The organism is Lutispora sp. QWL-02 (genome assembly GCF_058315355.1).
This window is the reverse complement of the sequence record NZ_CM177762.1, coordinates 1223432-1236137: the sequence shown is the minus strand read 5'-3', so window position 1 is coordinate 1236137 and position 12706 is coordinate 1223432. Positions and strand designations below refer to the sequence as shown.

The following is a 12706-nucleotide window of genomic DNA, read 5'->3' as shown; positions in this document are numbered from 1 at the left end:
TTTATGCCTTCCGGCATTATTAAGATAGCTCTATGGCACTTCATAAAGTCAGCTTTGTGTAGACTTTTACAGCTAATGTTCCTTAATGTGTATAAAAAAAACATCCATGGAACATATTACTGTCCCACAGATGTTTGAGTAATCCATCTGTTGCCGTTTGTCTACGGCCCAGCCCCATGACCTTTTTATAGGTTCATCGCCTGCTCAGTTTGTACTGTAGATTTATATGCAGTGCAAAGAGATTTATTTAATTTTACCATATAACTATGATGCTTTTCAATAGTTTTATGACTATTACTATATATTAATTGGATATTGTTATTTATTCCTGCTTTGCTATTGTACCCCATACTTTTTGATGTACCACATCTTGATTACTTGAGTTAAGGCAACATAGAAAAACAGGATTAGAATCAGAAAAACCCAGTACATTGAGGGAAGTTCTACAAACCCAAAAGCACTACCAAAAGTTGAGTTAGCTAAAAAAGCTCCAAAACATACTATTAAGATTGAGGTTACCATAAGCGGCCTGCTTGCTCTGCTTTGAATAAACGGAATCCTGTTTGTCCTTATTACATGGATAATCAATGTCTGTGTAAACAAAGACTCAACAAACCATCCTGTCTGGAATAATGCAGGATTGTTCCAGGCTTTAAATACATATAGCATCAGGAAATAAGTTGCGTAGTCAAATATAGAACTAATCGGTCCAATATACAAAATAAATCTCTTAATTTCATCAACTGCCCATTTCCTTGGCCTTGCAATCCATTCTTCGTCTACCGAATCTGTAGGAATGGTAGTTTGTGATATATCATACAGCAGATTATTAGTTAAAACCTGAATAGGAAGCATCTCAGGGGTTAATCCTACTGCAACGGCAATGCCGAATAAGAATGATTCAAACCAGTTTCCTTTAGTCAAACCGTTAATTAGAAACACAAGAGGAGCCATTATGAATATAAACTTTATCATAAGCCAAGTATATTGGTTTATACCCTTGTCAAAGCTGGTCATAGATCTCTCGCCAGTCATTTTACCACTTAATTGACCAAAATAGGTCTTCTTGCCTGTAGTCAATACTACAGCTCTAGCAGTCCCACTCTAAAAAATTTTAATGCTACCCTCCCGATATAGTTATTCAGGCATCAGAAGGCATGGCAGACGTCTCTGCCAGCAGGTCTATCTTCCATACCCTTCACCTCACTTTCATAGATAGAAATTAATTATTATTGCAAGTATTATCATTTAAAAAAGGCAATGGAAAATACAAGGTTAATAAATATGTTTTTTAACCTTGCAAAAATGTTTATTTAGTTAAATTCTGAACAGGTTTAACTTGCAAATTGGATTTAACAAATGAACTGTGGGGGACAACAGAGACTTGTTGCCAAAGAAAAGTTTATAGAGAAAGAAGGATATATCATACAAACTTGATAAACTCTAATAAAAAAATAACAGAGTTTGACATAGCTGATATCCTGTTATCTCTATGCTCTGCACCTATAAATGTCAAACTAAAGGGCAGACACATAGGGCTGCCCTCTTTCTTGAAAATATTCTTCACTTCGTTCATAATCACAGGATGCGCCTCCTATTTGCCAGCCATTCCGTGCTAATCCGTGCAAGATTCCGCGTAAATCTGTGTTCTCCGTTTCCTACTTAAATATCAGCTTTTCGCCGTCGGAGTCTATAAGGACCTTGCTCCCGGCTTTCACATTGCCTGCCAGCATTTCTTCGGACAGCTTATCCTCCATCATCTTTTGAATTGCTCTTCTGAGAGGCCTTGCTCCATAAATCGGGTCATAACCTTTTTTGACCAGTAGAGCTTTGGCTGCATCCGTCACTTCTATCTCTATATTGAGTTCACCAATTCTCTTGACCAAGGATTTCAGCATCAAGTCCACAATTTTCTTCAGATGGTCCTCTTCCAGTTGATGGAATACTATTACATCATCTATTCTGTTCAAGAATTCAGGCCTGAAGGTTTTTTTCAGTTCTTCCATCACATTGTCTTTCATTCTTTCATAGGCTTCTTCTTTTTCTCCCACGGCCGAAGTAAAGCCCATGACCTTTTGCCTTCTGATAGTGCTTGCGCCCACATTGGAGGTCATTATTATCACCGTATTCTTGAAATCCACCGTCCTGCCCTTTCCGTCCGTCAATCTTCCATCCTCCAGTATCTGAAGGAGCACATTGAATACATCCGGATGAGCTTTTTCTATCTCATCCAGCAAAACTACCGAGTACGGCTTTCTCCTCACCTTTTCGGTAAGCTGCCCGCCTTCCTCGTAGCCCACATATCCCGGAGGTGAACCTATGAGCCTTGACACAGTATGCTTCTCCATATACTCAGACATATCTATCCTGATCATGGCGTTTTCGTCACCAAACAGCACATCGGCCAGAGCTCTGGATAATTCCGTCTTGCCTACGCCTGTAGGTCCGAGGAATATGAAGGACCCTACAGGCCTCTTCGGGTCCTTTAAGCCTACCCTCGCTCTTTTTATAGCCTTGGATACTGCCGAAACAGCTTCCTCCTGGCCTATGACCCTTTCGTGGAGGATATTCTCCAAGTTTAAAAGTCTCTTGGATTCTTCTTCTGCAAGCTTTGTAACAGGTATACCCGTCCATAAGGACACAATGTGTGCGATTTCCTCTTCGCCTATAACAGGCTCATTTTGATTTGCCTTGTCATTCCACTGTTTTTTTATAGCCTCGAGATTCTTTTTAGTGTCCTGCTCTTTATCCCTTATCTCTGCTGCTTTCTCAAAGTTCTGAGAATTGATCGCTTCGGCTTTTTCCTTATCCAGAGACAACAGCTCCTCCTCCAGCTTCTTTACATCCGGCGGAGCCGTAAAGGTTTTTATCCTGATCCTTGAAGCAGCTTCGTCTATAAGATCTATGGCCTTATCGGGAAGGAATCTGTCGGTTATATATCTGTCGGAAAGATCGACTGCTGCCTTTATCGATTCATCTGTTATCTTGACTTTGTGGTGGGCCTCATATTTATCCCTCAAGCCTTCCAAAATCTGAACGGTTTCTTCCTTGGTAGGCTCTCCGACCATTACAGGTTGGAACCTTCTCTCTAAAGCAGGGTCCTTTTCCACATGCTTTCTGTATTCATCCAAAGTGGTAGCACCGATAGCCTGTATCTCCCCCCTGGCCAGGGCGGGCTTTAATATATTGGAAGCATCGATAGCTCCTTCGGCCCCCCCGGCTCCTATGATGGTGTGCATTTCATCGATAAACAATATGACATTTTTATCTTCTTTTATTTCATTCATCACATTTTTGAGTCTTTCTTCGAATTCGCCTCTGTATTTTGAGCCTGCTACCATAGCAGAAAGGTCCAGCGTCACTACTCGTTTATCCTTCAATATTTCAGGCACGTTTCCTTCTGCAATTTTTTGTGCAAGGCCTTCAGCTATGGCAGTTTTTCCGACACCCGGATCGCCGATTAAGACTGGATTGTTCTTGGTTCTTCTGCTCAATATCTGTATTACCCTTTCAGTCTCCTTATCCCTGCCGATTATGGGGTCGATTTTGCCATCTCTGGCTGCTTCGGTTAAATCCTTCCCGTATTGCTGAAGGTTTGGAGTATTGGTTCTCTTTGCTCCTGAAGCGCCTGCTTTTGCAGCCGGCTTATCCTCACTTGATAGTTGTTTTATAATATCATCTTCTATGTCCTCCAGGGTTATGCCTATGCTGTCCAGTATCTGGGCTGCAACTCCTTCACCTTCTCTGAGCAGCGCCAATAAAAGATGCTCTGTACCTACATAGTTGTGTCCCAGGGCTCTCGCTTCGCTTAAGCTGCTTTCCAGTATATTTTTGGTTCTTGGTGTATAGCCTATCACCTTGGTTACAGGTTCTTGACCCATACCGATTACGGCCATGACCCTTTTTCGCAGTTCCTCCAGATCGCCGCCTCTGTTTTTTATCAATTGGGCTCCTATGCCCTCATCTTCTCTGACGAGCCCCAGCAGTATATGCTCCGTGCCGATGTAGTCATGTCTTAGCCTGATGGCTTCTTCCTGAGCATATACCATTACCCTTTGGGCTCTTTCCGTAAATTTATCAAAAATACCCATATAATCTCCTCTTTCTATCAATAAAAGTTATAATTTTCCCCTTATTATTTCTGCCCTTATTATATCCCTGGCCTCGGGGGTTAATTCTTCTCCCGCGTACTTCTGTATGCTTGCAGGCTGCGTCTCTATCATTATCTCGTTTAGTAGCGGTACGGTGAGATTTTCAATGAAATTCAAATCCATGCCCAATCTTATATCGGACAGAAGCTTCATCGCTTCCTGAGAAGTCATGACTCTGGCATTTTTAAGGATACCCCATGAGCGCCAAAACTTATCCTCCAGCTGGATTCTATTGTTGTTCAATAAAATGTTTCTGGCCTCTCTTTCCTTTTCTACGATTTGAGAGGTTACGGCATTGATATTCCCGACTATTTCTTCCTCGGACAGGCCTAAGGTTATCTGGTTGGATATCTGGAAAAGATTGCCCAAAAACTCTGTCCCTTCACCATATAAGCCCCTTATAGTCAGCCCTATCTGGGTTACCGCCTGAAGTATCTTGCTTATGTTGCCTATCATATTTAATGCAGGAAGATGTATCATGGCGGAAGCCCGCATTCCCGTGCCTACATTGGTAGGACAGCAGGTCAGATAGCCCAGCTTCTCATCATAGGTATAATCAAGAGCCTCTTCCAATACATCATCCACTTCATTTGCAATACTCCATGCCTTGTTCACCTGGAATCCCGGAAGTATTGATTGTATCCTGATGTGGTCTTCCTCATTTATCATTATACTGATCATCTCATCCCCTGATATCAAAGCAGCGCCCTTAGAACTCTTTACTAAGTCAGGGCTTATCAGGTGCTTCTCCAGCAGTATCTGCCTTTCCATCTGAGGCATTTTATCTATGGCATAAAGAGCATATTCATGGTCTTCCTTTTTTTTAGCAGCCCTATATACATTATCTATCAGCTTATTGGCTTCCTCCGTGTCCAGATATGCCGGGAAAGGAGTATATGCTATATTTCTCGCAAGCCTTACCCTGCTGCTTATCACTATCTCATTTTGTGGTCCTTCCTGCGTAATCCATCCGCTCATCATTCTTCCCTCCCATTGGCCTTATCCAGCGCCCGGATTTTATCTCTTATCTCCGCAGCCTTCTCATATTCTTCATTTTTTATTGCGTTTGAGAGCTCCGCTTTTAATGTTTCCATCTCTCTGGCAACCTTCAACCTTCCTCCGGCTCTTTGAGGAATCTTGCCCGTATGGCTTATGTTCCCGTGTATTCTTCTGAACAGGGGAGTCAGCCTGTCACCAAAGGTCTTATAGCAGCTCCCGCAGCCAAATCTGCCCGTTTCTCTGAAGCGGCTGTATTTTATGCCGCATACGGGGCAGACAGGATCATCTAAAAAATCCATCTTGATGGGCAGCGCCGCACCTGTATTCAACAGGCCTGTCAATAAATCGTTGATAGAAAATCCCGTATTGATATTTAAAGCCCCTTTGGTCAAAGCGCACTGCTCGCAAAGATGCATATCTGATTTCTTTCCATTCTCAATCTTTGTAATATGAACTGTAGCAGGCCTCTTGCCGCATTCAGTACAAATCATAATTCTCTCCTCCAATGCTAAAAAATAGCTATATCAATGCCGATACCAGCATGGCCTTCAATATGGCCGCCCTTATTACATTCCTTACGGACCTGGGTATCATAGGCATATTGCTGTCATCTACGGCAGCTTTTATTATATTGCTCTCTCTTTCTGATAAAAAACCTTCCCTTTGCATAAAATCAACAAACCCAAATGCCCGCTCCTTATTAAGATTATCCCCAATTTCTTTAGATAAAATATTCTTCAGATATTCCTGTTTATCTTTATCGATTTTGGATATCTTAATGCAGCCTCCGCCTCCTCTTCTTGATTCTATATAATATCCTCTTTCTGTAGTAAATCTTGTGGTTAAAACATAATTAATTTGGGAAGGAGCACAGTTGAAATAATCGGCCAGTTCATTCCTTCCTATTTCAACGGTTCCTTCCGCTTCGCGAATCAATTGGTTGATGAATTCTTCTATAATATCACTTATTCTTGCCATATTATCACTCTTTCTGACTTTGACTTTCTTTGACCTTATAATTAATTATAATTATTCGCTATTATGGGCGCAAATATATTTTTGCTTAAATTTTCCCATTTAAATAAGTTACGTGGCCGGCACGTAACTTATTTTGATTTTTCTTCACTTATATGCTCCAATTCCTTAACCTTGCTTTTTTGCCTTTCAGAACTAACCCAGCTATGAAAAGTCGATACAAACTCGCCATAGAGGCTTACATCCGCAATCTCATCTTCTATATTTCCAAAATCGGTTCTTCTGTCTTTCATCCTAATGCCTCCCCTACAGAATCATCTTTTTCTCGCGACTATATAATAGTCTTTTCCATCATGCCCTCCTTTAGCGGACCACCGGTAGTCTCCTGTGTCAAGTACCGAAAATATGCCTTCTGCTCTGAAAGAATCCTGGCTGCTCATTTGTATTACCAGTTCTTCCCCCTCACCAATATCTTTTATATTTTCTACCACTCTTCTTACATCGTTTAATCCCATCGGGTGATCCAGCGACATTCTTCTTTGTATCATTCAACGCCCTCCCATGACATGATGGATATTTATCAATTTACTTTATTACTAGTTTATGAAAGCACCAGATAAATATGCCGCCAAAAAAATACGGCAAACCCATAATTTGCCGTATTTTGTATTCATAATTTTTTTAAATTCTTTATTGTTCCTTTTCTTTTTCCAGATTAGCAGCTTCTATAACCTTTTGAGCTATTTGAGCGGGAACTTCTTCGTACCTCACGAATTTCATGCTGAAGCTCCCTCTTGCCTGAGTCATGGATCTCAAATCTGTCGCATATTTGAACATCTCAGACAGCGGTGCTTCTGCCGTAACTTTTTGAAGCTTTCCTGCAGGCTCCATGCCCAGAACTCTTCCCCGCTTTTTATTCAAGTCGCCTATAATATCCCCCATGTACTGATCGGGAACGGTTACTTCTACACTGTAAATAGGCTCTAATAAAACCGGTTCTGCAGCAGCCAGGCCTTTTTTGTATGCCAGGGATGCGGCAATCTTAAAGGGCATTTCCGCCGAGTCTACAGGGTGGAAGGATCCGTCATATAATGTGCATCTCAAACTAACTACCGGATAGCCCGCCAATACGCCTTCTTCAGTGCATTCCCTGAGGCCCTTTTCTACAGCGGGTATATATTGCCTCGGCACTACGCCGCCTACAATCTTATCAACAAACTCAAATTCCGTGTTGCCATCCAAAATAGGTTCAAACTCAACCCATACATGACCATACTGTCCATGTCCTCCGGACTGCTTTTTGTGTTTACCTTCCGCCTTTGCAGATTTCTTAATGGTCTCCCTATATGGTATTTTAGGGTCCTTGATCAATACATCAACGCCGAATTTATTCAACAGCTTCTTTGTAACTATCTCAAGATGCTGCTCTCCGATGCCTGATATAAGTGTCTGCCTTGTTTCGGCATTTTTCTCCACCTTTAGTGTCGGATCTTCTTCCATAAGCCTTTGGAGTCCGCTTCCTATTTTATCTTCATCGCCTTTGGACTTTGGCTCTACTGCCATGGCAATGTTGGGTTCCGGGAACTTCAAAGCATCGAACATTACGGGATTGTTAGGATCGCATAATGTATCCCCTGTAGTAGTAAACTGAAGCTTTGCAATAGCCCCGATATCTCCTGCCACAAGCTTCGTCATAGGAAGCTGCTTTTTACCCCTCAACAGGAACAGTCCGCTCAGTCTCTCTTTCTTCTCTTTATTTGAGTTGAACACTTCCGTATCTGAGCTTACGCTGCCTGACATCACCTTGAACATTGAAATCTTGCCTACAAACGGGTCTGCTACTGTCTTAAATACCTGTGCACTGAAGGGAAGATTCATATCAAGCTTTCTGCTTTCTTCTTTGTTAGCTTTTAAATCCTTTACATGATATTCTCCGGCATCTGACGGCGATGGGAAAAATCTTTCTATCGTATTCATGAGGGTCACAACGCCTATGTTCTTAACAGCAGAGCCGCAAAGGACAGGAACAACGTCTCCGCCCAAGACTCCAAGCCTTAAACCCTTTACTATTTCATCCTTGCTGAGCTCCTCGCCTCCGAAATACTTTTCCATGAGTTCTTCGTCAGTCTGAGCTGCAGCCTCAATTATCATACTTCTGAATTCTTCTATATCATCTTCATGACCTGAAGGTATCTCACTTTCAACAACCTTATGCCCGTCCATGGTCCTGGCCTTCATATCTATAAGGTCTATTACACCTTTGAAGCCGGACTCTGCACCAATGGGAAGCACAAGAGGAACCAATTTATTTCCAAAAACTTCTCTCAGTTGTCCAAAAACTTTTGAGAAGTTTGCATTTTCTCTATCCATTTTATTGATAAAAAACAAGGAAGGTATACCTTTTTCGGTCACCATATCCCAGGCTTTTTCTGCGCCTACTTCTACACCGGATACACTGTCGACAGCTATCAATGCGCCGTCGCACACTTTAAGGCTTGCAACTGCCTCTCCTACGAAATCAAAGTATCCCGGAGTGTCAATAGCATTGATTCTTATGTCTTTCCAGTCGCATGGAGCTACCGCTGCACTTATGGAAATCTTCCTTTTAACTTCTTCGGGATCAAAATCTAATGTAGTAGTACCATCGTCAACTTTGCCAAATCTGTCTAATACCCCTGTGTTATAAAGCATAGCCTCTCCGATAGAAGTTTTGCCGGCGCTGGCGTGTCCTAACAGACAAACATTTCTCAGGTTTTCGGTTTTGTATTCTTTCATAATGAATTCCCCCTTATCAGGTTATTTTATCAGATTACATACTTGACCATATATTACCCTATAAGCATATATAAAATTTACAGAATAATAAATTTTATTTGACCCGTATTTTAATTTTATCTATAACCGGTACAAATGTAAAGGAAAAAATGTAGAACTAGCGTCATTGACTAGTGTTATGTTAAAGGTTAGAATAATATTGAAATATATAAAGCTCAAACTCTTTGAGTTTTCGTAAGCTTACTATTAAATATATTGGAGTGATATTATGATTAATTCTATGGCGGCAAAACATGCGGTATGGCCTAAAGAGGATGATGCAATTTTCGGACTGGCAGCTAAAGCACAACAAGCGATCAAAAAATATGGGAAAGATAAAGTAATAGACTCTACACTAGGGGCGCTGGCAGATGATGATGGAAATTTAATATGCATGAAAGCTGTATACGATGAATTGAAATCCATGCCTAATGAAAACATAGCTGCTTATGCTCTGGTGGCCGGACAGCCTGATTATCTGGAGGCCGTTCAAGAAGCATGTTTCAAAGAATACAGGCCGGAAGCCTACATCAAGGCAGTAGCTACTCCGGGAGGGACCGGTTCGGTCAGACATACCATATACAATTACACAAACCCAGGGGATTCAGTGCTGGTATCCGACTGGTATTGGAAGCCTTATGTCACTATTTCTGAGGAGTATGGCAGAAAAGTAGACTTTTATAATTTATTTAACGACAAGAACGAATTCAACATAAAATCATTCAGAGAAAGCTTTGAAAAGCTCCTAAACAAGCAAAAAAGGCTGGTGGCAATAATCAACAGCCCTGCTCAGAACCCCACAGGCTACAGCTTATCTGATGATGAATGGAAGCAAGTAATAGATCTAATGGTGGAAAATGCGAAAGACAAAGAAAACAGGATAATACTGCTTGTTGATGCAGCATACATAGACTTTGCCGGAAAGGGAAATGAAAGAAGAAAGTTCTTCAAGCAATTCTCCAACCTTCCCGAAAACATATTGGTAGTCATAGGCTATAGCTTGTCTAAAGGCTATACTATGTACGGTATGAGGCTTGGGGCAGCTATAGGAATATCTTCAAGCGAGGATATAGCAGAGGAATTCTATTATTCCTGCGCCCATTCAAACAGGGCCAATTGGTCAAACTGCAACAGGGGTGCAATGGAAGTCATGACCAGGATATCAAATGATCCTAAGAAATCTGAAGTCTATGAAGCTGAAAAAGCCGTATACAAAACCATGCTTCAAAAAAGAGCAGAAGCATTCGTTAAGGCATCTGAGGATGCAGGATTGGAGATACTTCCTTATAGAGACGGCTTCTTTGTGAGCATACCCTGCGATAATGCAAAAGCCATAAGCGATAAGCTAATGGAGGATAATTTATTTTTGATACCCCTTAAAAAAGGATTAAGATTTGCAGTATGCGCTGTTTCAGAAGAAAAATGTAAAAAAGCCCCTAAGATGATAAAAACGGTTATGGATAATATATAAACAAAATACATATATGAAGTGAGGAATATGCATGGACAATATCAATGAAAAAATTGCCTTGATCACCGATAGCAGCTGTGATTTGCCCGAGGAAATAATAAGAAATCATTCGATCTTTACCCTCCCGCTGAGAGTAATATATCCGGACAGAGAGTATAGGGACGGCGTAGATATAACACCCCAGGAGATATACGACAGGATGCCTGACGAAATACCCAAAACTTCTATGGCATCTCCTTTAGATTGTAAAAATTTGCTTCAGTCTATAAGAGATCAAGGAATAAAAAATGTTTTGTCCATAAATATTTCAAGCGGCTTGAGCGGTACCTTTGATATGATCAAAATGATAAGCAAGGATTTTCCGGATTTGAATATTATAGCTATTGACTCAAAAAGCTTATCCATAGGCCTTGGATTTATGGTTTATGAAGCTGCTAAGATGATCTCTCAGGGTTTGAAAATCGATGAAGTCAAAGAAAAGATAATATCATTGAGAGAAAAGATCAAGATATTCTATTGCCTCCCCATACTGGAGTATCTGAAAAAAGGAGGCAGAATAAACACCGTAGCTGCAACCATAGGCGACATAATGGACATTAAGCCTATTATATCCATAAATGAAGAAGGCAAATATTATAGCCATGCCAAGGTAAGAGGCAGAAAAAAATCACTTGAGAAGCTGGTGGAAATCGCAAAGGAAATCTCCGAAGGACATATTGTAAACTTGGCTGTCATGCACGGAAATGCAGAGAAGGAAGCGGCTAAGATAAAGGAGACCCTGTCAAACCTTCCCAATGTAAAGGATATCATATTCGGCCAAATAGGTCCTGCACTAGGAGTTCATACAGGTCCCGGCCTTGTTGGAGTCTGCATCCATGTATTATAATGAGGCATGTATTGCATCGTTTGAGCATTAGAATTATTATCCATTGTTCAAATTTTCATGGAGAAAAGGGCTATAACGCAACACGGATTTGCGTTATAGCCCTTTTTGTATCTCTATAATTTTGTAACACTTCCCCTGATAGGCTAATATACTGGAATATCATGACATATAACGGAGGTCGCAAGATGAGCATATTGCCTTCATTATTGTTCGCCCTATCAGCAAACATGGATAACTTTACGGTAGGGATTGTATATGGAGTAAAAAAGATAAAGATAGGTATATTAAGCAACCTGATCATAGCAGTCATAACAGGCTTAGGGACCTTTCTATCCATGACCTTGGGCTTATTTATCAATAGGCTGATTTCACACAGCATCAGCAACATCCTCGGCTCCTCGATCCTGATAATCATGGGTTTATATTTGATGATGGATTTTTTTAAGGGAAATGGCAGGGATACCTTCCTTAAAAATCCGGAAAAAGCAGATGAGAATAATTCGGGGGATATAGATAAAAAAGAAGCGATAATACTGGCTTTGGCCTTAGGCATGAATAACATAGGCCTTGGCATAGGCGCCAGCATTACCGGATTGAACCTTCTATATACTACTTTTAGCACAACCTTGCTTAGCATAATCGCTATAATATTGGGCTTCCATATAGGCAAAAGCTATCTATCAGCTATTTTGGGAAAATATGCTCCATTGGTGTCAGCTCTGGTAATAATCCTATTGGGAATCCATGAGATGTTTATTTAGAGCTTCAGCTTTACATTCTAAGTATATTTGTCCTTTGACCTGCAACTAATATATTATATAATAAGCTTAGAAAATGTATATAATTCCAATAGGAGGAGGTATGCATGTGGAGTATAATATTCTGATAGGCGGAGAGGCAGGCCAGGGGATTGAAACTGTAAGCGATATATTTGAGAAAACATTAAATGCTATGGGATATTATGTTTATTCCAGCAAGGATTATATGTCGAGAGTGAAGGGAGACCATAATTTTACCCAGATACGCTTTGGAGATCAACCCATATATTCACATTGGCCTCATCTGGATATGATAATCGCTCTGGATCAAAAAACCGCCGAGCTCCATAACGGCAGGTTAAAGGATAAAGGCTATATATTGTGTGATACGTCTATCGGATTTTATGACCCAAGAGCAGTCAAAATTTCAATAGCGGATAAGGCTTAAAGCAGCGGAAGCCTTCAAAAAGGCATTGGAATGGGATGCCTCCATACCCTTGGGTATAATATATAGAGTCGACAAGCCCAGCTTTGGGGAATATTTGCCCCAACTGGAAAATGCCGTGCCTCTTGTAAAAAGAAAATGGGCTCCGCAGGATGCAGAGCCTTTCATGAAAGAATTCTATTAAAATAAAGAGAGCGGAAATCGATT

At 40.9% G+C, this 12706-nt stretch carries 14 protein-coding genes and 1 riboswitch; of the genes, 5 read left to right on the top strand and 9 right to left on the bottom strand.

The window, feature by feature from the left end; translation table 11 throughout:
• Window positions 1-117: 117 nt before the first annotated feature.
• Window positions 118-218, bottom strand: a riboswitch (NiCo riboswitch).
• A gap of 118 nt (window positions 219-336) precedes the next feature.
• From AC4HCY_RS05455 to fusA, 9 genes are all read right to left on the bottom strand, one after another.
• Complete coding sequence (locus AC4HCY_RS05455; protein WP_491095537.1) at window positions 337-1080, bottom strand: cation transporting ATPase C-terminal domain-containing protein; 744 nt, start codon at window positions 1078-1080, stop codon at window positions 337-339.
• Between the two features lie 343 nt (window positions 1081-1423).
• The gene (locus AC4HCY_RS05450) at window positions 1424-1582 is read right to left on the bottom strand and encodes a hypothetical protein (protein WP_323431782.1); all 159 of its coding nucleotides are present in this window, start codon (window positions 1580-1582) and stop codon (window positions 1424-1426) included.
• 76 nt (window positions 1583-1658) lie between these two features.
• Complete coding sequence (locus AC4HCY_RS05445; protein WP_333783298.1) at window positions 1659-4091, bottom strand: ATP-dependent Clp protease ATP-binding subunit; 2433 nt, start codon at window positions 4089-4091, stop codon at window positions 1659-1661.
• 27 nt (window positions 4092-4118) lie between these two features.
• Window positions 4119-5129, bottom strand: a complete 1011-nt coding sequence (locus AC4HCY_RS05440; RefSeq protein ID WP_323431783.1) for a protein arginine kinase — start codon at window positions 5127-5129, stop codon at window positions 4119-4121.
• Complete coding sequence (locus AC4HCY_RS05435) at window positions 5129-5641, bottom strand: UvrB/UvrC motif-containing protein (RefSeq protein WP_323431784.1); 513 nt, start codon at window positions 5639-5641, stop codon at window positions 5129-5131. Before AC4HCY_RS05435 ends, AC4HCY_RS05440 begins: the two co-directional genes overlap by 1 nt.
• Before the next feature lie 28 nt (window positions 5642-5669).
• A complete protein-coding gene (locus AC4HCY_RS05430; protein ID WP_323431785.1) occupies window positions 5670-6128 on the bottom strand; it encodes a CtsR family transcriptional regulator in 459 nt (152 codons plus the stop codon).
• A 128-nt stretch (window positions 6129-6256) separates the two neighbouring features.
• The gene (locus tag AC4HCY_RS05425) at window positions 6257-6418 is read right to left on the bottom strand and encodes a hypothetical protein (protein WP_323431786.1); all 162 of its coding nucleotides are present in this window, start codon (window positions 6416-6418) and stop codon (window positions 6257-6259) included.
• Between the two features lie 21 nt (window positions 6419-6439).
• Window positions 6440-6673 carry a hypothetical protein gene (locus AC4HCY_RS05420; protein WP_323431787.1) on the bottom strand — a complete coding sequence of 78 codons (234 nt, stop codon included), beginning with the start codon at window positions 6671-6673 and terminating at the stop codon, window positions 6440-6442.
• A 142-nt stretch (window positions 6674-6815) separates the two neighbouring features.
• Window positions 6816-8900 carry an elongation factor G gene (fusA, locus tag AC4HCY_RS05415; protein WP_323431788.1) on the bottom strand — a complete coding sequence of 695 codons (2085 nt, stop codon included), beginning with the start codon at window positions 8898-8900 and terminating at the stop codon, window positions 6816-6818.
• 268 nt (window positions 8901-9168) lie between these two features.
• Between fusA and AC4HCY_RS05410 the strand changes: the two genes are divergently transcribed.
• The 5 genes from AC4HCY_RS05410 to AC4HCY_RS05390 all read left to right on the top strand — a co-directional run bounded on the left by AC4HCY_RS05410 (window position 9169) and on the right by AC4HCY_RS05390 (window position 12683).
• On the top strand, window positions 9169-10410 hold the full coding sequence (locus tag AC4HCY_RS05410; protein ID WP_491095536.1) for a pyridoxal phosphate-dependent aminotransferase: 1242 nt from the start codon (window positions 9169-9171) through the stop codon (window positions 10408-10410).
• 31 nt (window positions 10411-10441) lie between these two features.
• Window positions 10442-11296: a DegV family protein gene (locus AC4HCY_RS05405; RefSeq protein ID WP_323431790.1), complete on the top strand. Its 855-nt coding sequence runs from the start codon at window positions 10442-10444 to the stop codon at window positions 11294-11296.
• Window positions 11297-11481: 185 nt separating this feature from the next.
• The gene (locus AC4HCY_RS05400) at window positions 11482-12057 is read left to right on the top strand and encodes a manganese efflux pump (RefSeq protein WP_323431791.1); all 576 of its coding nucleotides are present in this window, start codon (window positions 11482-11484) and stop codon (window positions 12055-12057) included.
• Window positions 12058-12163: 106 nt separating this feature from the next.
• A complete protein-coding gene (locus tag AC4HCY_RS05395) occupies window positions 12164-12502 on the top strand; it encodes a 2-oxoacid:ferredoxin oxidoreductase subunit gamma family protein (protein WP_491095535.1) in 339 nt (112 codons plus the stop codon).
• 49 nt (window positions 12503-12551) lie between these two features.
• Window positions 12552-12683 carry a hypothetical protein gene (locus AC4HCY_RS05390; RefSeq protein WP_491095534.1) on the top strand — a complete coding sequence of 44 codons (132 nt, stop codon included), beginning with the start codon at window positions 12552-12554 and terminating at the stop codon, window positions 12681-12683.
• Window positions 12684-12706 lie beyond the last annotated feature (23 nt).